We start from the raw sequence: 20,684 nt of genomic DNA, 5'->3' as shown, positions 1-20,684 counted from the left end.
TCCGTTCGCGCCAATCGGCGGTACCAGGACCATTCCCCGATCGTGATCACGACAATCGTGCGGACAGCACCTATCATGGGGTCGCGCCCCGGCCGATTCCCGTCCATGACATCGGGCTTGTGTGGCCAAATCCGAAGGCGCGTAGCAACGTTGGTTCATGTCGGCTACGACTGATGACGAAAGCGAAGGCCCCGATCGTGAGTACACCTCCCGTCGACAGTGTCGATTTTGCGGCCGCCAGCGACGAAGAGCGGCAATGCCAGATTGAACAGGCTGTTCGCCGCCATCTGCCGCGAAACTTCATTCACTGCCGGGAAGAATCAATCGGTTTCCGTGGACGAGTCGACACCTATGCGATCGCAGACCTCACTCTCGTCGACACCGCGGCCACGACGTTCGCCGCCCAACGTCTCCACCGTCAGAGCAGCGATTTAACCGAGGACTACATCTGCGTGATGCATGTGCTCAAAGGCGAGAAGATAATGCGGATCGCTGACCGCGAGTACGATTTGCGCGCAGGCAGCGTCCTAGCCTTCAGTAGCGACTCGGTAAACGGCGTCAAAGTGCCCGATCAAATGCTCAAAACCCAAATACTAATCCCCAGAACAGGTCTGCAAGACCTTGGTGTGGCTTGGCACCAGCGTGATGGCATCCAGCTGTGCTCCAGCAGTCCAGCGGTGCGGTTCTTGCTCTCTTATCTTGGCCTGGTCCGGCAGACGCTGTCAGAGTCGAGTGGGACGGGGCAATCCATTTGGGCAATGCGCAACGCCGCGGTCGAGCTGACAACGGCTGCGCTGTACGACGTGGATTGCTGTCCGTCGTCCGTCTCCGTGCGGGATGCCGTGTATCGCGCCGCGCAACACTATGTCCATCGCCATCTAAGCGATCCCGCCTTGAGTCCGGCTCACGCAGCTGCCGCAACGCACGTTTCCGTGCGCACGCTGCACCGCACTTTCAACGAGCGGGGTGAACCGTTCATGGACTATGTGCGCCGCATGCGTCTCGGCCGGGCGAGGCAGGACCTGCTGTGCATGCCGAGAGGTGAAACCATCTCCGCTGTTGCGAATCGCTGGTGTTTCGCCGACGCCAGCCACTTCACCAGACGCTTCCAAGAGCTCTACGGGTATCTGCCCAAAGACATCGCTGCCCACGGGGATCTCGGGCGCACCCTCCGTTAACTTCGGAGCGCAATGAGTTGCCCCACTGGTGGGTAACGCTAACCGTGCGGGCAGCAAGCCACCGCCGCCCAGGTCGCCGCGGGCCTGGTTCGGGTGGCCCGGCATATGTTGATGAGGACAGAGCCGGGATGTGGTGCTCTCGGTCGGCGCCGTGACCGTCGAACTGGCCGAGAACGCCCCGCCTCCGCCGGCAACAACAATGTTTGCAATTACGGTTGCGGTGCAACTGAGAGTGTCGTTGCCGCCCATTGGCGACCTGTGCTTACAACGTCGACAGGGGACTCGCGCTAGCCTGCCAACGACGGCACTACCACGTCCTCCGGGGCGACATATCAGACCCGCCCGATCACGGCTTATTGAAAATCATTAGCATTAAATGCTGCCAGCCCCCGGTCACTTCCTCTTCCGGCATTGCCCGCCAGGATATCGGGAGCCGTGAGACAGGAAGGACAAGTGTGCAAGCGATCCCTGTCATCTGCTTGACGGGCCATCTCGGCGCCGGCAAGACGAGTTTGCTCAACCACGTGCTGCGCACCCCGGGAGCGCGAATTGGGGTGGTCATCAACGACTTCGGCGAACTCAACGTAGACGCCATGCTGGTGACGGGACAGGTCGACGAGCCGGCGTCCATCGCGGGCGGTTGCATCTGCTGCCTGCCTGACGACGGGGGAATCGACGAAGCACTCACCAAGTTCGCCGATCCCCGGCTCAAATTGGATGCGGTGATCGTCGAGGCCAGCGGGCTAGCGGAGCCTGTCTCGCTTGCCCGGATCATTGGCTTCAGCGAGGTTCCTGGCGTGCGGTTCGGTGGACTCATCGATGTCATTGACGCAGCGGCACACTTCGAAACGGTCGACATCAGTCCTACGTCGCCGGCCCGCTACGGTGCGGCCTCTCTCGTCGTCGTCAACAAACTTGACCAACTCCCCCGCCGCGATCGCGTCGCGACCGTTGACCGCGTGGAACGACGTGTGCGGGAACGTAATCCACAGGCGACCGTTGTCGGCGCCATCCGTGGCCGCATCGACCCGGCTCTGCTCTACGACGTGGCGCAACCGCGCGAGGAACCGGGCCAGCTCTCCTTGCGAGAACTGCTCGTCGATGCGACGGTCGGGCATGACCACTCACACGCCGACTCGGTGACGGCGACAAGCGATGGGGAAGTCGACCCGGGTGCGCTAATCGATCTGCTCGAGGATCCACCAGTCGGGGTGTACCGCCTCAAGGGTGCTGTAGCGGTGCGATACGGCGCAGCAACACACACCTACGCAATCAATCTGGTGGGTGGGGCGATACACATTGCTATCGCACCGCCCGGAATGTTTGCCAACTGCCTCGTTGCGATTGGGATGAACCTCGACACCTACGAGGTGCATGCCCGGCTTGATGCCACCTTGCGTCCGTTCGCCGGCCCGGCGACTCTCGCCGACATTCACCGCCTCCGACGCTATCGCCGGCGCCGCCTCTGATTTCATCATTTCCACACTCCCACGGCCGCAGCAGATTTCATCGCTGACGACATGGCAATCGTGGACGGCGTCGTCCGCTGGCAACCTAACGCACAATGCGGCTGGGCGCCGACCTGGCCGACACTAGAGATCGCTGAGTCGGCGTACCCGGTTGGTCAGGGCGCCCACGGACATGTCGGCGTTGGGTGCCAACAAGTCGAAGGCGTGCGGGCAGCCTGGGTAGAGATGGAGTTCGGTGGAGACACCCGAATTTATCAGCAGCCGGGCGTACGCCAGATCCTCCTCACAGAAGATATCGAGACCCCCCACATCTATGTAGGCGGCGGGCAGGCCGGACAGATCCGCTGCACGCGCCGGCGCCGCATAGGCGGAGACATCCGGGCGATCAGCGCTGCGCGCACCTAACAACGCCTGCCAGGCAGTCAGATTATCCTCGTAGGTCCAGGTGAGAAACGGTGTCGGCCGGCGACCGCTAGTCGTGGTGTCGTCGAGCATCGGGTACACCAAAATCTGCTGAGCAACCGCAGGTCCCTCCTGATCGCGGGCGATCAAGCAAACGCCTGCCGCTAGCCCCCCGCCGGCGCTGTCGCCCATCACCGCGATCCGCTGCGGATCCACAGCAAGAGCATTGGCGTTGGAGACCAACCAGCAGAGGGCCGAATAGCCGTCCAACACGGGCCGGAGATCGGCATGTTCAGGGGCGGTCCGGTAGTCGACGAGGAGCATCGGCACTCCCGAACGAGCTACGTAGTGGCTGATCAGACTGTGGTAAATGCGGCCAGTCTCGTTGAGACTGAGGAACATTCCACCCCCGTGCAGATACAGCACGGCGGAATCGCGCCGGCCAAGCCGTCCTGCCGGGTAATACCAGATGACATTAATTTTCGCCCCATCATCGGCTACCACGTCGTAATGCTCGGTTCCGACACCCGCGATCGGGCTGCGGGCGGCGGCTAGGGTGTCGAAAAGCACCTTGAAGTTGGCCCTTCGCGATTCGATATCTCCTAGGGCCGGTGTGGGGGCTTGGGCTGCGGCCGCAAGTAAGGGCGCCATTTCCGCCAAGACTTGGTCGTCAATTGTCAAACCCGTTGTCTGACCACTCTGCGAGCCTTGCGGCATAGCCCATTCCCTTTCCCGGATCAACGAATTGTGGTTGCCATCTGCGATCGAGAGCAACGGGATGCAGATCCTTTGCGCTGCAGTTAGTTCGGTAATACGCAGCATGAGCCACCACGAGCCCATACAGCGAGCATGCCGGGTCCGCATGGACTGGAAAAGCGTCGATCTGCAATGGCTGCCATCACCGGGACCGATTAATCGCTCGCCAAGGCTTTGATCTGCAAGAAATGCGCAGTGCGGATCCGCACGATCGTTCCCGCCGATTGCGGTCAGCGACCTGGCGCTTCAACAAGGGCGACAAGGGACTGTTCGTACGGGACCTCAACCTCGACCATCTGCCATCACTATGCCCGGATAGGTTGGCCCATATGGCTGCCGGCACTTTCGTCCCCAAGGGGGAGAACGTCAACTTGCTCGGCCCACCAGGCATCGACAAGACGCATTTCGCGATCCGCCTGGGTGCCAAAGCAACCCATTCTGGCTACCCGGTACTGTTCGACCGGCCAGCAAGTGGATCGCCCGCTCGGCAACGGCCCACAACGGCAACCGGCTCGAGGCTGAGCTGGGAAGAGATCCGCCGCTACAAGTTAATCGACCGCCCGATGCACCTGCCGAAGTCCTCTTACCGACGACTCCTATCGCACCCAAAGCCGGGTTCCTTAGGAGATGAGGTGGCCGACAAAAGCGGGGTGGACCAGTAGCGCAACACCGAGGACGACGAATATCCCGGCTGTTAGACGCCTGAGTTGGTGGCCGAAGGGAGTTACTTTTTCTAGCCAGATTATCACCGCGAGTGCGAGCATCCACGCCAATTGCATTGTGCCGAAAGCGATTAACACCAGCATCAGCATCCAGCAAGAGCCAAGACAGTAGACGCCGTAGCGGCCCCCAGCCCGAAGCGCCTGAGCCAGACCGCTGTGATGGTTATCCGCCTCACAGGACAAGGGTATTGGCCAACGGCAATGCCGCAGACACATCGCCTTGAGCGGGCTGAGCTGATGCAGGCCCGCTACCAGGACTACCGCACCGGCGACGCGGCCAACCCACGGACAGCTGTGCATCGCCGGATTTAGGTGGATCGACGCGACAAAGGCCGGGATGCCTACGGCGGTCCAAACAGCCAGGTATCCGGCAACGAAAAGGATCGCCGGGAGGGCACCGGCGCTGGCGTAGCGGCCAACGATGGGTAGAACCGCGGGAAGCATCATCGCGGCCATCATGGCCACCCACGCGATGAGAAATGCGGCCAACGACTTCGTGAATTGGCCGTCCATAGGCATCGCGTCGCCACGCATGCCCGCGGCGCTGACCACCGACCACCACCAGCCCAGACCCGCCAAGCCCAGTAGTACTGCCGGTAACCAGATATCCGTGCGGGACCGCACCCGCCCGTGGCCGTTGCCCACTGTGTCGCTCCCCTCGCTTGATGCCCAGAATACGATTACTGTCGGCAGACTACCCACCCCGGGTGGGGTGGGCTATGATGACTCAAGTTCGGGGATGGTAGGAGTGATGAGGCAGCGATGAGCGAGGAATTGACAGTCAAAAAGCATGCAGCGCTGAATCGGCTCAAGACGGTTCGGGGCCACCTCGACGGGATCATCCGGATGCTGGAATCCGACGCGTACTGCGTGGATGTAATGAAGCAGATTTCAGCGGTGCAGTCCTCACTGGAGCGGGCGAACCGGGTGATGTTGCACAACCACTTGGAGACCTGTTTTTCCTCGGCAGTGATCGGTGGTCGTGGGCAAGCGGCCATCGAAGAGCTAGTCGATGCCGTCAAATTCACCCCAGCACTCACCGGACCGCAGGCCCAGCTGGGCGGTGCGGCGGTCGGCGAACCCAGCGATAAGGAACCGGCGGCTGCCGCCAGCATCGCGTAATCACCGCCGGATTTCGGTTGCCGGCCCCAAGCTACGACGTGCCGCCGCGTTGGGAGCGATAGATGAAAGGAAACGTTGAAGATGTTGGCGTTGCATGGATTTATAGGCAAGGCGCTGCCCACGGTGGTCACCGGCGCGGTCGGGGTCGCAACCTATGAGGCGGTGCGAAAGGGGGTCGCGAAGGTGCCCTTGCGCGCGGCGACAGTCACCGTGACTGCTTGGGGCATCCGTGTTGCCCGCGAGGCCGAACGCAAGGCCGGAGAAAGCGCTGAGCGCGCTCGACTCACCACGGCCGACGTAATCGCTGAGGCCAAGGAGCGTGTCGGCGGACCAGTTACTCCAACCGTGACACCGGACTCGGACAAGGCCGATGGGCACTGACACCATCGCCGAAGGCGAGGTCGAGCTGAGTGTCGTATCGGCCGCATCGGGGCGAATGCGTGTGCGCGCCAGTGGATTTCCTTTCGACGCGATTCGTGCCGTCGCGATCGAGGATGCGGTAGCCAAGGTGACCGGCGTGAGCGCGGTGTATGCCTACCCGCGCACGGCGTCGGTGGTGATCTTGTATTCACCCGAGAATTGCGACACCGCAGTGGTTTTAGCGGCGATCAACGACGCGCGGCACATCCCTGCTGAAGCAGTACCCGCGCGTGCCCCTCACTCGGCGGACGCCCACAGCACCGGCGTGGTGCGAAGGATCACTAGCGGCCTTCGTCGGCTGATCGGCCGCTCACCGGACGGTGATCGGCCGGCCAGCACCGGGGGCAGCTGCGGGTCGGGGCCGGCTAGCTGCGGGCAGCTGCCGCCGCGCGAGGACAACGAGCGCCAGCGCCGGACGTGGCTGCGGCGGCTGTGGCTGGCCATGCCGCTGGGGCTGCTGGCGATGGCGTCGCCGATGGTCTTCGCCGCCTACCCGTGGGCGGGGTGGTTGGCCTTTGCCGCGACGCTACCGGTGCAGTTCGTGGCCGGCTGGCCATTCCTCAAGGGAGCGGTGCAGCAAGCCCGGGCGTTGACCGCCAATATGGACACGCTGATCGCGCTGGGCACGTTGACTGCGTTCTTCTACTCCACCTATGAGTTGTTCGCTGGTGGCCCTTTGTTTTTCGACACCGCCGCGTTGATTATCGCGTTCGTGGTGCTGGGCCGCTATTTCGAGGCCAGGGCCACGGGCAAGGCGTCGGAGGCGATCAACAAGCTGCTGGAGATGGGCGCCAAAGAAGCCTGCTTACTCGTCGACGGACAGGAATTGCTCGTCCCGGTCGACCAGGTGCAAGTCGGAGACCTGGTGCGCGTGCGGCCCGGAGAGAAAATCCCAGTCGATGGTGAGGTTACCGACGGGCGTGCCGCCGTTGACGAGTCGATGTTGACCGGTGAGTCCGTCCCGGTGGAAAAAACCATCGGCGACCATGTCGCCGGGGCGACCGTCAACGTCGACGGGGTACTGACCATGCGCGCCACCGCCGTTGGGGCCGACACCGCGCTGGCCCACATCGTGCGCTTGGTTGAGCAGGCACAGGGCGGCCGAGCCCCGGTGCAGCGATTGGCCGACCGGGTGTCGGCGGTCTTCGTACCGGCCGTCGTTGGGGTTGCCGTCGCGACATTCGCGGGGTGGACGCTGCTCGCCGCTAATCCGGTAGCCGGCATGACCGCGGCGGTCGCGGTGCTGATCATCGCCTGTCCCTGCGCGCTGGGCCTGGCTACGCCCACCGCGATCACGGTCGGTACCGGCCGCGGCGCGGACATGGGCATTTTGGTGAAGGGCGGCGAGGTCCTGGAAGCCTCCAAGAAGGTCGACACCGTGGTGTTCGACAAGACCGGCACCCTTACCCGCGCCCAAATGCAGCTCACCGATGTCGTAGCCGCCGAGCGTCGCCAGCCCGATCACGTGCTGCGCATCGCCGCCGCGGTCGAATCGGGCTCCGAACACCCGATCGGCGCGGCCATCGTCGCCGGTGCCCGCGAGCGCGACCTGCAGATCCCGGCGGCCACAGGCTTCACCAACGTCGCGGGGCACGGAGTGCGCGCCCAAATCGAGGGCCACCCCGTGTTCGTCGGGCGACGCAAACTGATCGATGAGCACGCTCTGGATCTGCCCGACCATCTCGCCGCAGCGGCTGTCGAACTCGAGAGCCAGGGTCGCACCGCGGTATTCGTCGGTCGTGACGACGACGTTCTTGGTGTGCTCGCGGTAGCCGACACGGTCAAAGACGACGCCGCTGAAGTGGTCGGGCGGCTGCACGCGATGGGCTTACACGTCGCCATGATCACCGGCGACAACGCCCGCACGGCCGATGCGATCGCCGCGCAGGTCGGCATCGAGCGAGTGCTGGCCGAAGTGTTGCCCGAAGACAAGGTCACCGCGATTCGGACACTCCAGGACGAGGGTTGCGTGGTCGCGATGGTTGGCGATGGAGTCAACGATGCGCCCGCGCTGGTTCAGGCCGATCTGGGAATCGCGATCGGCACCGGGACCGACGTGGCCATCGAGGCTTCCGACATCACCTTGATGTCCGACCGCCTCGACGGCGTGGTGCACGCAATTGAGCTGTCACGGCAGACCCTGCGCACCATCTATCAAAACCTCGGTTGGGCCTTCGGCTACAACACCGCTGCCATCCCCCTTGCCGCACTCGGCTTGCTCAACCCCGTCATCGCGGGCGCCGCAATGGGATTCTCCTCGATTAGCGTCGTCACTAATTCGCTGCGGCTACGCCGCTTCGGTCACGACACCCAACCGCACCAAGTCACCGACCGTCGACCCGCACCGACGTTAACTCAGTGATTTGACCGCAGAAAATTGAGAGGCGCGATGACAGACACAGCGGATTTGATTGCTGCAGAACCGCTTTCATCGCTCCGTCCATCCCATGACCACCCAGCAGCTGTCCCGAAGATGGATGCCGAAAGGTAACGAAGCAACCGCTACCGAGGTTGAGGAGGCAATGCAATGACGAGTGGGTACGGCGGATGGGGCTGGTGCAGCGCCATAATCACTGCTCCGGCAACGCTGCTGTTGTGGGGTGGGGTGGTCATCGCCATCATCCTTGTGGTGCGCTCTGCCGTCAGACGGCCAAGCGAGCCGCCCGCCCCCTCGCCTTATGGCCGGCGCGATGGCGTCGTGGCTGCACCCGTTCGCCGCAGCGAACCAGACAGCGACGAATTTTACCGCCGGCTGATGTAGCTGCGCGCGAAGCCTTGAGCGCCAAACTCATTCATCGCAGACACATGATCAAGGTGCCGAGGAGGTCATCACATGGCTAATTTCACCCGACGGGCAGTGCTCGCTGCGCTCAGTGCGAGCGCGATGGCGGGTATCGGATATGCGCTTCGCGGAGCTGTTGGCGTCCCCCACTTCCGGATCCGCCTCACCGACGGCGGCATGATGGGTGCCAGTCCAGCCGATATGAGCCTCTACATGGACATGTTCAACCGACACACCGAGATCACCCGCACGGTCGAGGAAATCCCCGGCGGTGTGCGGACCACCACCCAGTCGGAAGCTCCCGATCTCGCCACGCAACTGCACGCACACGTTTCCAGCATGTACACCCACGTCGACCAGGGGTCCGAGGTCATGTGCATGAGCCAAAGCCTGCCAATTCTGTTCCGCAACCACGGCGGCTACCGCCGCCAATTGACCCTCACACCAACAGGCGTCATCGCCGAGGAAACGTCCGACGATCCGGCCCTCACCGACGCCATCCGCACCCACGCCCGCGAAGTCAGCGGATTTGTCCGCGATGGAATGCCAGCGATGATGCGAGGCATGATGGGCGGCACCGCCGGCGATGTGCCGCACGATCACCGCCCGTGAGCTTCGGAATTCGATCTACACCCACCCGTCGATGATCGGAGGATTCAATCAACTCCTCACCGCGCTGCAGAGGATCAGGCATGACTGCCGGGGCAGACCCCTACCAACTCAGCACACGTCCACGATCAGAAACAGTCGCCACTTGCAACAAGGAAAGTTGTTCGGGAATCAGCTCACTCGATGAAGGCCAGCAGGTCCGCATTGATGGTACCGGCCATAGTGGTCGGCATCCCATGTGGAAATCCGCGATACGTCTTCAACACGGCGCCAGCAATCAGGGTTGCCGTCAGTGGTGCCGAATCGGCATAGGGGACGATTTGATCGTCGTCGCCGTGCATTACAAGGACCGGAATCTTGATCTGTTTGAGATCTTCGGTGAAGTCGGTTTGGGAGAAGGCGACGATACCGTCGTAGTGGGCCTTCGCGCTACCCATCATTCCTTGGCGCCACCAATTGTCGACAATGCCTTGCAAGGTGGATGAGCCCGCTCGGTTGAAACCATAGAAGGGGCCAGACGCCAACTCTAGATAGCACTGTGCACGGTTGGCGGCAAGTTGGCTCTGCAGCCGATCGAACACCGCCTTGGGCTGTCCGCCGGCGTTGGTCGGTGTCCGCAGCATTAATGGCGGCACCGCGCTGATGAGGACTGCCTTCCGAACCCGGCTGTGGCCGTGGCGCGCTATATAGCGCACCACCTCGCCGCCGCCCGTCGAATGACCCACGTGTACGGCGTCTTTGACATCGAGGTGTGCGACCAGCGCCGCGAGGTCGTCGGCATAGTGATCCATGTCGTGGCCGGTCCCGACTGGGCTCGAGCGCCCGTGGCCGCGTCGGTCGTGCGCAATCACTCGATAGCCACGGTTCAAGAAGAACAACATTTGACTGTCCCATTCATCGGCCGACAAGGGCCACCCGTGACTAAACACAATTGGCGGGCCGTCACCCCAATCCTTGAAAAAAAGTTCCACACCGCCGTCGGTGATGAACGTAGGCATATCTCTCCTCAACTGTCGCCGACACACCAACTAAATCGGTTGGCATGCAAGGTCTCTGACTGAACAACGCCCCAGCCGGGAATTAGCTTCATACGCCCGATGGCTGCACAGGACGGGCAGCCTCGCCCTAGTTCCGCCGCGTTTGGCCTAGGACAGCTTGGCGAGGAAGTTGCGAATGTAACCGCTGATTTCCTCGCCGTGTGTCTCCAGCGCGAAGTGACCTGTGTCGAGCAAGTGAAACTCACCGTTTGGTAGATCACGCCTGTAGGCTTCAGCTCCTGGGGCGCCGAAGATTTCGTCGTTCTTCCCCCAAGTGACCAGCAGCGGCGGCTGGTGTGTCCGGAAGTATTCTTGGAACTTGGGGTAACTGTCGAGGTTGAACTGGTAGTCCCAAAATAGTTGCAGCTGAACGGCATCGTTGCCTTTGCTGTCGAGTGTGGCTTGGTCTTGTTGCCACGCTTCCGGGGCAATCCGATCCAGCCGGTCCTCGGGCACACCGTTCTGGTACTGCCACTTGGTGGCCTCGACGGTGAAATACTCGCGGACGGGGATCTCATTTTCGACACTACGGTCTTTGGCATAGGCAAACAGCCGGTCCCAAAATGGCCTGCTGAAACCTTCCAGGTACGCGTTGCCGCTCTGGGTAATGATCGCGGTGATCCGCTCGGGCCGCGCACTGGCGATTCGCAAGCCGATGGGGGCGCCATAATCATGGATGTAGATAGCGAAGCGATCCAGTGCAAGGTGAGTGATCAGCCCCTCGGTGATCTCGGTCAGTCGATCAAAGCTGTAGTTGAAGTCACTGACCGCGGGCTTGGAGGAGTTGCCGAATCCGATGTGGTCAGGTGCGACCAAGTGGTAACTGTCCGACAGGGAGCTGATCAGATTGCGAAACATGTGTGAGCTGGACGGAAACCCATGCAGCAGTAGCAGCGTGGGGTTAGACCTATCGCCGGCTTCGCGATAGAACACGTCAAGACCGTCAATGGACACGGTGTGGTAGCGGGTGCTGAGTTCACTCATGATTACCTTTCGCACTTGGTAGCGACGGTCTACAGGGTTCGTCTACTCGGCCTCTGGAAAAAGAGGCAAAAGCGGATCGCACCTATCGCCGTCACGGATCAATCACCTGGGCGAACATCACCCGATCCGGCTCTCAGCGGCGGCTACTATGCCGCGACGGGCCTAGACGGCGTGAACACGACCGGCATCGACTCCAGGCCGCTGACGAAATTCGCCGGCCGCAAGGGCAATTCCGCACCATCAGCGAGACGCAGGTCGGGCAGCCGGTCTAGCACACGGGCAAGCATGATCGCGAGTTCCTGCCGTGCCAGCTGGTTGCCCAGGCAGAAATGCGTGCCGAAGCCGAACGCCAGGTGGCTGTTCGGCTTGCGGTCGATACGGAACTCGTCGGCGTCGTCGAAGACCGTGTCGTCGAAGTTGGCCGATTCGAACAACAGCATGATCTTTTCACCGGACTGCAATGGTGTGCCGTGGAATTCGGTTGCGGCGGTCAGTGTTCGGCACATGTTCTTGATCGGCGAGGTCCACCGCAACATTTCTTCGACCGCGGGCGGCACCAGTGTCGGTTCCCGGCGCAATCTGTCCCATTGGTCTTCGTGGTTGACCAATTCCGCCACCCCGCCGGATAACGTGTGTCGGGTTGTCTCGCCGCCACCGATGAGGATGAGCAAGGACTCGTGCACAATGTCTTCGTCCGCCAACCGGCACCCATCGACCTCGGCATTCGCCAGCACACTGAACAGGTCATCCCTCGGCTCGGTGCGACGCTTGCCAACTGCATCCGCGGCGAACGCGGCGTACTCGCTGAACGCTGCCACCACCGCATGTAGCGCCTCCTGGTCGTCCGGCCGAGCGCCACCCATCAGCACCTCGGACCAGCGCAAGAGCGTGCCCCGTTCCTCCGGCGGCACGCCCAGCATCTCGGCGATCACGGCCATCGGCAGCGGCGCGGCGAGGTCTCGGACGAAGTCGCAGCGTCCACGCTCGCACACTCGGTCGATCAGCTCGTCGCATAGCGCCGCGATCGGCGGTATCTTGGCTTTCACCCGCCTGCCGGTGAAGGCGGCGCTGACCAGCTTGCGCCGCAACAGATGTCCGGGATCATCCATCTCGACCATGTACGGCATCGGCGCGAGCCCTGGTCGAATGCCCCCGGCATTGGAAAACAGCTGCGGATTGCGTTCGGCCTCGATCACCGCGGCATACGTGGCGACCGCGGCCAGTCCGTTGCGGTCACGGAAGACGGGCTGGTTGGCCCGCATCCAGCGGTACGCCTCGCGCGCGTTCCTGTCCGCGTAGAAGCGGCCGTCCGTGAGATCGATGTCGGGCGCCCCCATGTGCACCAAGGTAATCACGACAGAGCAAACTCGACTAGCCAGAGCACGCAGCATTCCAGCCAATTGACGACGCGATGCACTGCGCCGCAACACCTTCCGCGACCAGCGGCGTGCTACGCAGCCGTCTCCACCGCTTCCTCGGCCGAATCTTCGGAACGTCCGCCAGCAAGGAAACGCGCACGCCGAGGCTTCAACACGAACACGGCCAGCGCCGCGGTCGTCAGGTCGAGCGTGATAGCGCAGACGAACACCGGAATCCAGCTACCCACCTGCTGGTGGAGCAAGGCCGCCAGCGGGCCTCCGAAAACCGACCCAATTCCGAACGAGATGTACAGCCAGCCGTAATTCGCTGTGGCGAAACGCGTTCCGAAGGTGTCGGTCAAGGTGGACGGGAACAGCGAGAAGATCTCACCCCACCCGAGGAACACCAGACCCGACAGCAGGACGAACAGCGCGGCGTCGTGTCGCGTCAGGAGCCAGAGCGTCATGGCGACGGCCTCGAGAGCAAACGCGAAGCCCATGGTGTTCTCCCGGCCGATCCGATCCGACACCCAACCGAACAGCGGCCGCGTCAGCCCATTCGTGAAGCGGTCAATCGTCAAGGCCAACGGGACGGCCGCCAGCCCGAACACCAAGACCTTGCTCACCCCGAAGTCGGCAGCGAAGGTCGCCATCTGTGACGTGGCCATCAAGCCCGAGGTCGCCATCATCGTCATCATCAAAAACATCAGCCAGAACAGCGGACGCCTGAGCATCTCGGACGGCCGATAATCGCGCAGGGTGGACGGCAGCGCGGTCGACACGCTCGAGCTCGCCGCCACCGGAGGTACCCGCAACCCTTGCGCGCCAAGGAATCCAACCACCGCGAATATCAGACCGAACAGCCACAGCGTCGAGTCCAGGCCGCGCTGCGCCAGCGACGAGGAGATTGGGAAGGTTGTGGCGATCGCGCCCATTCCGTAACCGGCTGCGACCACGCCGGCAGCGAAACCACGCCGGTCCGGGAACCACTGCACCATCAGTCCCACCACACCGACGTAGACGATCCCGGTGCCCAGACCGCCGACCCCGCCGTAGGTGAGATACAGCATCGGCACGGTGTGCGCGTAGGAAGCAAGCATCCAGCTCACGCCGGCCAGCAGGGTCCCGATCGAGATCAACTTGCGCGGCCCGAAACGGTCGATCAGCGCACCCTGAAATGGCGAAAAGAAGGCCTGTAAGAACACCAGGATTGAGAAGGTTACCTGCAATTCAGGCAGGGCAACGCCGAGCTTGGCGCCCAGCGGCTTGGTCATCAGCGTCCACACGTACTGCGGGCTCGAGATCGTCATCATGCACAGCAGGCCAAGGCCGAGCTGAAACCATCGGGTTCGCGAGATTGTTGGCGCGATGGCTGCTACCGCATCGTCCAACGTGCCCGTACGAGTCGTCAATGTCGTTCTCCGTTCCGAAACCTGTTCCGACCCTTAGCGTTTGACGCCCCAGCCGACGGAGCTCCGAGCGGCAGCCGCTGTCTCCCCTATGCGCTTAGCTTTATTTGTGGCAGTTGAAAACGTTAGCCAGCAAATACGTTTCGGATAGCAAGAGTTGACCAGACGCCAATGTGCGCCGCTAACAGTAGGTTTGGCTTGTTACCGGAACATTACCGACGATGGCGAGCATATCAACTTTCACGCACACCATTCGTTAGATAATTCGTCATAAACCGACTGTTGCACAACGGATTTCAGCGTTAACAAACGGTGAACGTGATAATTCACAATTATCAAACCAGGCCGCGACGATGAGTTAGGGCCGGCGGCAAGCCTCAGGGAATGCCGAGCGGTGAGATCTGCCGTCTCCTAGTCATTTCCTCAGGCCACATCGGACATCGAGCCGCCACGGTTCCGACACACAGCCTTGAGCGCTTCGGTGCCAGCGACCAGGACCGCCGCCCTGCACTGGGCTCCAGCCGCAGTCCGCTAACCCGCGCAGCGTCGCATCGACAACCTCGGGAGCAACACCCACCATGACGGCGAAATCCTGGAACGCCATGCTCCGGGCTAGCCGGAGCGCATCCCCATCCCGGTAGCCGAACCGCTTCCTCAGCACCAGCAGGCGACTCGCAGTCCGCACACGGGCGCCGGCCAAGGCGAAGTCCACCAATAAGTTTTGGATTCCTTTTCCCACCGTGCCGTCGGTTGTGCCGAAGATGCCCGAAGCGATCAATGCGTTGTAGGCGGTGCCGCCCCGCCCAGGCGCGTGCACACGATCAAAGTTAGCCACGTACAGAGCCACCGGCCTAGCCGGCTCGCGCTTCATCCCGGCCACACTGCGCAGCAGCCCGGCCCCATGGCCGATCACCTTGGGAACAGATAGGCAATCAGGCTGAGAGCGAGGGCCGCGATTCCGGAGATTCCGGCCACGATCGTCCAGGTGTCCCTGCGGGACCGGCGTGCCAGCAGGATCAGTTTCGAAAAGCCGTGGGTGGCATGCGCGGAACGGACAAACAGATACGCGCAGAGTGCGATAAGCAAGAACCCGATTCGAAGCGCCCAGGGCGCCATGTGGTGTCTGCCCCCATGAAAGAAGAACCCAGCGATAAAGAAGGTGACGGCACCACCGAGCAGTGCGATTGGCAACGATCGCACCCAGTTGGCCGCCAGGTAGGTCAGCGAGCTGCGGTCGGGCAGGCTGGCCCAGTACTGAGCAATTGCCGACTGGCGCTGCACAGAGATCCGTCCGGCGGCCTCCAGCACATTGCGGTAGTACCGCCGCAACACGACGGTCAGCGTCGAATCGTCGTCATAGACAAACTTGCCGAACACCGATCTGATGTCTTCGGCATCTTCAATGGGGTCGATCTCGTCGATGTCGGTGGTCGATGCCTGGCTGTTGTCCGACCACACGAGGGTCACCATGACGCATTTGGCGTCATGGGCGGCCAGCACCAGGAGGTCTTTCAGCTCGGCGGGCAGAATCGCTCCCCGCGTCAACTCGACCACCACTGGCTTGTTTTGCTTGTTCAATCCTGCTGCCCCTCCCGGTGCAGTAAGTGCGGACGCGCTGACTTTGCTGTTTGTCGTGACCGGCCACCTCATGCCCGAGATTCGACGTCGCCCTCGACCGCCAATGCTGCCGCTTCATTGTGGTTGTCGCGGCGCAAGTCCCACCACGACGCGTCACCTCTGAATTGCAAGGTTGTCACTTCTGGACCTGCTTCTCGGGCGCACGAGACCAGGGTGAACCGACCCACCGACATTTGGAAACGCGCATTCGCTGCTGCTGCGTCCGCGATCGCGGCGACCCTCTTAAGAGGTCATCTCTAATTGAGATGGCCGGGATCATAACCAGTCATTGGAAACGCCGGCGGATGCTTGCTGAGATCAGAAGACATAACGGAGTCCGACGATTACGAGGTTGCCGCTCATGTCGCTATCCCCGCCTGATCCGGAGTCGCCCGCGCCCGTCGACGATCTCGGCGCCCGGTTTGAACGCGACGTCGTTCCACTGCTGGATCAGCTCTACCGCGCGGCCCGTCGTTGCACTCAAAGCCACGCCGACGCCGAGGACCTCGTTCAGGAGACGATGGTCAAGGCCTACGTCGGCTTCGCATCATTCCAGGACGGCACCAACCTGCGGGCATGGCTGTACACGATCATGAACCGCACCCGCATCAATCACTACCGCACCGCCGCGCGTCGTCCAGCTGAGTGGTTGGCCGACGACGTCGGAGACTATGTGCTCTCCGCTGCCGCCCAGCAGTCGGCGCGACGAATGTCCGCGGAAGCCGAAGCACTGGAATCGATGGGCGATTACGAGATTCGCCAGGCACTGCAAAAGCTCCCCGAAGCACAGCAGTTGGCCGTTTACTACGCCGACGTCGAGGGCCTCCGGTACAAGGAAATCGGTGAGATCCTCGATATTCCACTCGGCTCGGTCATGTCTCGCATTCACCGCGGGCGACGAAACATGCGAAAGCTGTTGATGGACTTCGCCGTTGAGAACCGCTACATCCGCGAGCACGACGGCGTGACGATTGCGGCCTAGCACATCGATGTCTTTCCTACGGCGCATCACCATGCTTACGGCCCTGCCCCTACTCTTACTCATCGCACCGCCCGCGCGCAGTTCCGCGACACCGGGAACCGGGGTGACCTCGCGTCAGCTGAGCCAATCTTCGCAAGATGGTCGCGATTTCATCATCCGAGACATCACCATCGCTCCGGGTGGCAGTACTGGCTGGCACTGGCACGACGGCACCCTGGTGGGCGCGGTCAAGGATGGCACTCTGACGCATTATGCGGCCGATTGTTCGGTGGACGGCGTGTACAACCCGGGCGACCCGGTCACCGAACCTGCGGGATCTGATCACGTGCATATCGGTCGAAATCTCGGCAGCACGCCGGTGGTGCTGGAGATCATCTACATCATGCCGCCGGGCAAGCCCCTCGCCGAGGATGCGGCAAATCCCGGTTGCCCGTTCGGTTGACGAGAACCATTCAGCCGGCGAACGGCGCCCCGTCGAAACGCTCGGAAGTAACGAACTCCGGCACGCGCCGCCGCCGTAACTTCGTCACGTGGCGCACAGGTTTCCCCAGCGGGATCACAGCGGCAATCGCGTACGGGTCGGGTATGCGGAGAAGATCTTTGGCCTTCTTCTCCTCAGCGACAACCATTGTCGTCAGCACCCCGCCGTAGCCTTCGTTGCGAGCGGCCAGCAACACGTTCCACACGAACGGATACACCGACGCTCCGGGCACCACCGCAATGCGGTCCAAATGCTGGTCGGTGGCGGCGACGACACCGAGGTCCAGGCAGATCACCAAAACGACCGGTGCTTCTCGGCAGGGCGCCAACAGCTGCGCTGGGGGCTGCGTCGCCTCGATCGTGGCGTCGTCTAAACCGGGCGGCCGCAATGGGTTCCACGGTGACTCGCCATTTGCGACCTGCGCGGTGTAGCGGCGGGCAGCCGGAAGCGCAAGTTCAGCAAGTGCCGAGCGCGTGTCCTGATCGCGCACCACGACGACGCGAACACCCTGCCGATTCCCACCGCTCGGCGCGAAGCGGGCGTGATCGAGGATGCGTTCCAGCACCTCATCTGGCAGCGGGTCGTCGGTGAATTCACGTACGGCCGGTGTGGTTCGCATGACGTCGTACAAATCCATGATCACCATCGTGCCGCAGCGGTGACGGGAGTGTTCAGGCGGCGTCGTGGAATATCAATCCGAGCGTGTACCGCTGGCCGGTGCGGACCGTGGACACCCCGTGGCGCACCGGCGCCGCCGACCACCCGCGAGTCGACCGTACCGGCCGTTCACAGGTGGTGAAGACGTATCCGTGTCCCTGCGGCAGAGTCGTTGCGCTACCCCGTGACTGAGCCCGGGCCCGCTGCTCGACGAGCAGGAACTCGCCACCGGTGTACGCCGCCCCGGGTTCGCTGAGGTTGATGACGACCTGCAGCGGAAAGACAAACGCTCCATAGAGATCTCGGTGCAACGCGTTCCAGTCGCCAGGCCCGTACCTGAGCAACAGGGCCGTGGGCTTTGTTTGGTTGGCCCGGTGACAGATATCTAGCCATTCGTCGAGTGTGTCGGGCCAGGGCGCCTCGCGGCCCAGCTTGGTCCACCACTCGCGGGCGATGGGCAACAGGCGGGGGTACAGCGCCTGCTTCAAGTCTTCGATCGGACTTGGGTAAGGGCGTTGGAAGTAGCGGTACTCCCCTTGCCCGTACCGGTGACGGCCCATATCCACGACGGCGCGAAACAATGCGTCGTCGGCATACAGTTCGATGACCGCCGCACACTCGTCAGGGGTGAGCAACACCGGAAGCAGTGCACCGCCGATGTCGTCCATATCGGCGGCGACCGCTGCCCAGTCCGCGGCGTCGACGCGCTGCTGCCATCTCGACGGCATCAGAACAGTTTGCCATCGCTACCACATCGATGGCCGCCCTGCTAGGTATGGTCAGTCATGCCACACAGCGCCCGCGCCGACGCCGACGCCTTCACGTCGCAACAGGCGTTGGACCCGGGCTTGCGCAGCGTCGCCCGCTTCGTACCCCGTGGGTACTCGTTGCATCGCGGCTACCGGGTCCCGCGGGCACTGACCCAACTGATGGCCACCGCCGGCCGGCTCCGCCACATCCCCGTGGCCGAGGTCAATGAGCATGTGACCGTGCGCCTGCATCGTCCGGCCGGTCTTCCCGATCACGCGCCCGCCCTGCTGTGGATTCATGGTGGAGGCACGCTAATGGGCACCGCCGTTCAGGACGACAAGTACTGTCGCAAGCTCTCTCGGCTGACCGGTGTCGTGGTGGCCGCGGTCGAACACCGGCTAGCGCCCGAACACCCGTATCCGACGCCGCTTGAAGACTGCTACGCGGCGTTGCAGTGGCTGGCGCGGCAGCCGTGGGTCGATGCGGACCGGCTCGCGGTCGGCGGTGCAAGTGCCGGTGGACATTTCGCGGCGGCGATCGCGCAGCGTGCACACGACCGCAAAGATGTTCGCCTGGCCTTCCAGATGCTGGCGTACCCGATGCTCGACGACCGGACCGGTGCCCCGCCGTCCGGCGCCAAGCGCATCATGTGGACCGAAAGCGACAACCAGCTTGCCTGGCAGTGGTACCTCAACGGCGCGGACCCGGCCGAGGCGGCCCCGGCCAGGCGGGCAGATCTGTCCGGCTTGCCGCCGGCCTGGATCGGCGTCGGGACGCTGGACTTGTTCTATCGAGAGTGCCTCGACTACGCGCGCCGTCTGCGGCGAGCGGGCGTCCCGGTCTCGGAAAAGATCGTCCCCGGCGCCTTCCACGCGTTCGATCGCATCGTCGAATACGCGCCGGTTTCCCGAGCCTTCTTCGCCAGTCAGCGAGATGCCCTATGGGCGGCGCTCAGGTCGCCACCATCGTCGCCACCGGCACCGGACACCGACAAACAGCCTGCTTAGCATCCGAACGTCGGTGCGCTCGAACGGCTTCCGCTTGCCTCAGCAGCGAGGAACCGGGCCGGCCGCCCGCCCCTCGGGACGCTCCGCTGCCGTTTAATACCGCAAAGTTTGCAGTTCGTGCAACGATGGGGGTATGGCCAACCAGATCGGACTGCGCGAGCGACGCCGGCGCGAGACCAGCGCCGACATCCGCGACGCGGCGGTGCGTCTGTCGCTGGAACGTGGCTTCGACAAGGTCACCATTGATGAAATCTGCGCTGAAGCAGGAATTTCCACTCGCACCTTCTTCAACTACTTCCCCAACAAGGAATCCGCGATCGCCTACGGCCCCTCGGACATACCGCCCGAACTCGTCGCCGAATTCGTCGCTGGCGGGCCCGCCCCGTACTCGGTTGTGCTCGCCGAGCTGATTACCCTGGCCGCCCACCATCTGCGGGACGTGCCCCCGCCGCGCGAACACGCGGCCGACATGCTCGAACTCGCCAAATCCTCGCCCGCGGTGCTGGCCGCCTTTCTCGCCGATCTGGAACGTTTCCAGCTTCAGTTGACCGACATCGTCGTCCGCCGTCAGGCGATGCGGCCCGACGACGAAATGGCGGCGCTGATCGCGGCGCTCGCGTTGACCGCGGTGCGTTCCGGGCTCGAGAAATGGGCGACCGGTAAACCCGAAGACGATGGCGACGACACGCCGATGCCCTACGTCGAGCGCGCAGCCGCCCTGGTCAACAGCATCTTCACCACGTGATCTGAAACACCGGGGCAAACCTTGCATACTGTGCAAGATATGCACATCATGTACTATGCGCTGGTGGCGGTGTTCGGGCAGGCTTCCGCGATTCACGGTGCCCGTCGGCACGGGGAGCTACCGCCCGGCTGAGCTGGCCGGCCGGTGTGCCGAACGGCCCGCGAGTTCACCTGCGGGACCTGATGATGGTGGCCGCG

General features: G+C 62.9%; 20 protein-coding genes. 11 read left to right on the top strand and 9 right to left on the bottom strand.

From position 1 onward, the window contains the following. The first annotated feature begins 173 nt into the window (after positions 1–173). Together G6N33_RS24135 and G6N33_RS24130 are read left to right on the top strand one after the other, a co-directional pair. Complete coding sequence (locus G6N33_RS24135) at positions 174–1,178, top strand: helix-turn-helix domain-containing protein (protein ID WP_163771660.1); 1,005 nt, start codon at positions 174–176, stop codon at positions 1,176–1,178. Between the two features lie 455 nt (positions 1,179–1,633). After that, a complete protein-coding gene (locus G6N33_RS24130; protein ID WP_044506262.1) occupies positions 1,634–2,647 on the top strand; it encodes a CobW family GTP-binding protein in 1,014 nt (337 codons plus the stop codon). Positions 2,648–2,770: 123 nt separating this feature from the next. Here the strand turns inward: G6N33_RS24130 and G6N33_RS24125 are convergent, their stop codons facing one another. Next, positions 2,771–3,871 carry an alpha/beta hydrolase gene (locus tag G6N33_RS24125; protein ID WP_231382410.1) on the bottom strand — a complete coding sequence of 367 codons (1,101 nt, stop codon included), beginning with the start codon at positions 3,869–3,871 and terminating at the stop codon, positions 2,771–2,773. A gap of 122 nt (positions 3,872–3,993) precedes the next feature. Between G6N33_RS24125 and G6N33_RS27785 the strand changes: the two genes are divergently transcribed. After that, the gene (locus G6N33_RS27785; protein ID WP_269210860.1) at positions 3,994–4,467 is read left to right on the top strand and encodes an ATP-binding protein; all 474 of its coding nucleotides are present in this window, start codon (positions 3,994–3,996) and stop codon (positions 4,465–4,467) included. Here G6N33_RS27785 and G6N33_RS24115 read toward each other — a convergent pair. Further along, positions 4,426–5,106: a DUF2182 domain-containing protein gene (locus tag G6N33_RS24115; protein ID WP_231382411.1), complete on the bottom strand. Its 681-nt coding sequence runs from the start codon at positions 5,104–5,106 to the stop codon at positions 4,426–4,428. The genes G6N33_RS27785 and G6N33_RS24115 overlap by 42 nt on opposite strands. 183 nt (positions 5,107–5,289) lie before the next feature. Between G6N33_RS24115 and csoR the strand changes: the two genes are divergently transcribed. From csoR to G6N33_RS24095, 4 genes are all read left to right on the top strand, one after another. Next, positions 5,290–5,649: a copper-sensing transcriptional repressor CsoR gene (csoR, locus tag G6N33_RS24110; RefSeq protein ID WP_044506267.1), complete on the top strand. Its 360-nt coding sequence runs from the start codon at positions 5,290–5,292 to the stop codon at positions 5,647–5,649. Between the two features lie 84 nt (positions 5,650–5,733). Continuing rightward, positions 5,734–6,030: a DUF1490 family protein gene (locus G6N33_RS24105; protein WP_101528503.1), complete on the top strand. Its 297-nt coding sequence runs from the start codon at positions 5,734–5,736 to the stop codon at positions 6,028–6,030. A gap of 55 nt (positions 6,031–6,085) precedes the next feature. Beyond that, the gene (locus G6N33_RS24100; RefSeq protein ID WP_101528502.1) at positions 6,086–8,431 is read left to right on the top strand and encodes a copper-translocating P-type ATPase; all 2,346 of its coding nucleotides are present in this window, start codon (positions 6,086–6,088) and stop codon (positions 8,429–8,431) included. 471 nt (positions 8,432–8,902) lie between these two features. Then, entirely contained in the window at positions 8,903–9,463 is a 561-nt protein-coding gene (locus tag G6N33_RS24095; protein ID WP_044506272.1) for a hypothetical protein, read from the top strand. A gap of 173 nt (positions 9,464–9,636) precedes the next feature. On the opposite strand, the gene G6N33_RS24090 is transcribed toward G6N33_RS24095, so the two are convergent. The 5 genes from G6N33_RS24090 to G6N33_RS24070 all read right to left on the bottom strand — a co-directional run bounded on the left by G6N33_RS24090 (position 9,637) and on the right by G6N33_RS24070 (position 15,826). Further along, positions 9,637–10,458, bottom strand: a complete 822-nt coding sequence (locus tag G6N33_RS24090) for an alpha/beta fold hydrolase (RefSeq protein ID WP_044506274.1) — start codon at positions 10,456–10,458, stop codon at positions 9,637–9,639. A gap of 147 nt (positions 10,459–10,605) precedes the next feature. Beyond that, positions 10,606–11,481, bottom strand: coding sequence for an alpha/beta fold hydrolase (locus G6N33_RS24085; protein ID WP_044506276.1), 876 nt, complete (start codon positions 11,479–11,481; stop codon positions 10,606–10,608). 146 nt (positions 11,482–11,627) lie between these two features. Continuing rightward, entirely contained in the window at positions 11,628–12,818 is a 1,191-nt protein-coding gene (locus G6N33_RS24080) for a cytochrome P450 (RefSeq protein ID WP_044506278.1), read from the bottom strand. A 113-nt stretch (positions 12,819–12,931) separates the two neighbouring features. Next, on the bottom strand, positions 12,932–14,251 hold the full coding sequence (oxlT, locus tag G6N33_RS24075; protein ID WP_081661972.1) for an oxalate/formate MFS antiporter: 1,320 nt from the start codon (positions 14,249–14,251) through the stop codon (positions 12,932–12,934). Positions 14,252–15,157: 906 nt separating this feature from the next. Then, positions 15,158–15,826: a hypothetical protein gene (locus G6N33_RS24070; protein ID WP_155945872.1), complete on the bottom strand. Its 669-nt coding sequence runs from the start codon at positions 15,824–15,826 to the stop codon at positions 15,158–15,160. A 400-nt stretch (positions 15,827–16,226) separates the two neighbouring features. On the opposite strand from G6N33_RS24070, the gene G6N33_RS24065 reads away from it, so the two are divergent. Both G6N33_RS24065 and G6N33_RS24060 read left to right on the top strand, forming a co-directional pair. Next, positions 16,227–16,847, top strand: a complete 621-nt coding sequence (locus G6N33_RS24065; RefSeq protein WP_044506285.1) for a sigma-70 family RNA polymerase sigma factor — start codon at positions 16,227–16,229, stop codon at positions 16,845–16,847. A gap of 103 nt (positions 16,848–16,950) precedes the next feature. After that, positions 16,951–17,289, top strand: coding sequence for a cupin domain-containing protein (locus G6N33_RS24060; RefSeq protein ID WP_232069447.1), 339 nt, complete (start codon positions 16,951–16,953; stop codon positions 17,287–17,289). Positions 17,290–17,299: 10 nt separating this feature from the next. On the opposite strand, the gene G6N33_RS24055 is transcribed toward G6N33_RS24060, so the two are convergent. Further along, positions 17,300–17,965, bottom strand: a complete 666-nt coding sequence (locus tag G6N33_RS24055) for a nitroreductase family protein (protein ID WP_044511877.1) — start codon at positions 17,963–17,965, stop codon at positions 17,300–17,302. A 34-nt stretch (positions 17,966–17,999) separates the two neighbouring features. After that, complete coding sequence (locus G6N33_RS24050) at positions 18,000–18,713, bottom strand: 2OG-Fe(II) oxygenase (protein ID WP_044506287.1); 714 nt, start codon at positions 18,711–18,713, stop codon at positions 18,000–18,002. 57 nt (positions 18,714–18,770) lie between these two features. Between G6N33_RS24050 and G6N33_RS24045 the strand changes: the two genes are divergently transcribed. Together G6N33_RS24045 and G6N33_RS24040 are read left to right on the top strand one after the other, a co-directional pair. Beyond that, complete coding sequence (locus tag G6N33_RS24045) at positions 18,771–19,742, top strand: alpha/beta hydrolase (protein WP_044506288.1); 972 nt, start codon at positions 18,771–18,773, stop codon at positions 19,740–19,742. A gap of 133 nt (positions 19,743–19,875) precedes the next feature. Then, positions 19,876–20,487 carry a TetR/AcrR family transcriptional regulator gene (locus tag G6N33_RS24040; RefSeq protein ID WP_101528494.1) on the top strand — a complete coding sequence of 204 codons (612 nt, stop codon included), beginning with the start codon at positions 19,876–19,878 and terminating at the stop codon, positions 20,485–20,487. Positions 20,488–20,684 lie beyond the last annotated feature (197 nt).

The sequence above is a fragment of the Mycobacterium simiae genome (genome assembly GCF_010727605.1).
In the GTDB taxonomy this organism is placed as follows: domain Bacteria; phylum Actinomycetota; class Actinomycetes; order Mycobacteriales; family Mycobacteriaceae; genus Mycobacterium; species Mycobacterium simiae.
Note: the sequence above shows the minus strand (reverse complement) of the source record. Positions and strands in the feature narration are given on the sequence as shown.

Excerpts from the sequence above, each read along its gene's own strand:
- G6N33_RS24050 (WP_044506287.1), bottom strand. The coding sequence starts at position 18,713 with ATGCCGTCGAGATGGCAGCAGCGCGTCGACGCCGCGGACTGGGCAGCG.
- csoR (WP_044506267.1), top strand. The coding sequence starts at position 5,290 with ATGAGCGAGGAATTGACAGTCAAAAAGCATGCAGCGCTGAATCGGCTC.
- G6N33_RS24100 (WP_101528502.1), top strand. The coding sequence starts at position 6,086 with ATGCGTGTGCGCGCCAGTGGATTTCCTTTCGACGCGATTCGTGCCGTC.
- G6N33_RS24045 (WP_044506288.1), top strand. The coding sequence starts at position 18,771 with ATGCCACACAGCGCCCGCGCCGACGCCGACGCCTTCACGTCGCAACAG.
- G6N33_RS24095 (WP_044506272.1), top strand. The coding sequence starts at position 8,903 with ATGGCTAATTTCACCCGACGGGCAGTGCTCGCTGCGCTCAGTGCGAGC.
- G6N33_RS27785 (WP_269210860.1), top strand. The coding sequence starts at position 3,994 with ATGCGCAGTGCGGATCCGCACGATCGTTCCCGCCGATTGCGGTCAGCG.
- G6N33_RS24125 (WP_231382410.1), bottom strand. The coding sequence starts at position 3,871 with ATGCTGCGTATTACCGAACTAACTGCAGCGCAAAGGATCTGCATCCCG.
- G6N33_RS24055 (WP_044511877.1), bottom strand. The coding sequence starts at position 17,965 with ATGGATTTGTACGACGTCATGCGAACCACACCGGCCGTACGTGAATTC.
- G6N33_RS24135 (WP_163771660.1), top strand. The coding sequence starts at position 174 with ATGACGAAAGCGAAGGCCCCGATCGTGAGTACACCTCCCGTCGACAGT.
- G6N33_RS24065 (WP_044506285.1), top strand. The coding sequence starts at position 16,227 with ATGTCGCTATCCCCGCCTGATCCGGAGTCGCCCGCGCCCGTCGACGAT.
- G6N33_RS24090 (WP_044506274.1), bottom strand. The coding sequence starts at position 10,458 with ATGCCTACGTTCATCACCGACGGCGGTGTGGAACTTTTTTTCAAGGAT.
- G6N33_RS24085 (WP_044506276.1), bottom strand. The coding sequence starts at position 11,481 with ATGAGTGAACTCAGCACCCGCTACCACACCGTGTCCATTGACGGTCTT.
- G6N33_RS24040 (WP_101528494.1), top strand. The coding sequence starts at position 19,876 with ATGGCCAACCAGATCGGACTGCGCGAGCGACGCCGGCGCGAGACCAGC.
- G6N33_RS24080 (WP_044506278.1), bottom strand. The coding sequence starts at position 12,818 with ATGGGGGCGCCCGACATCGATCTCACGGACGGCCGCTTCTACGCGGAC.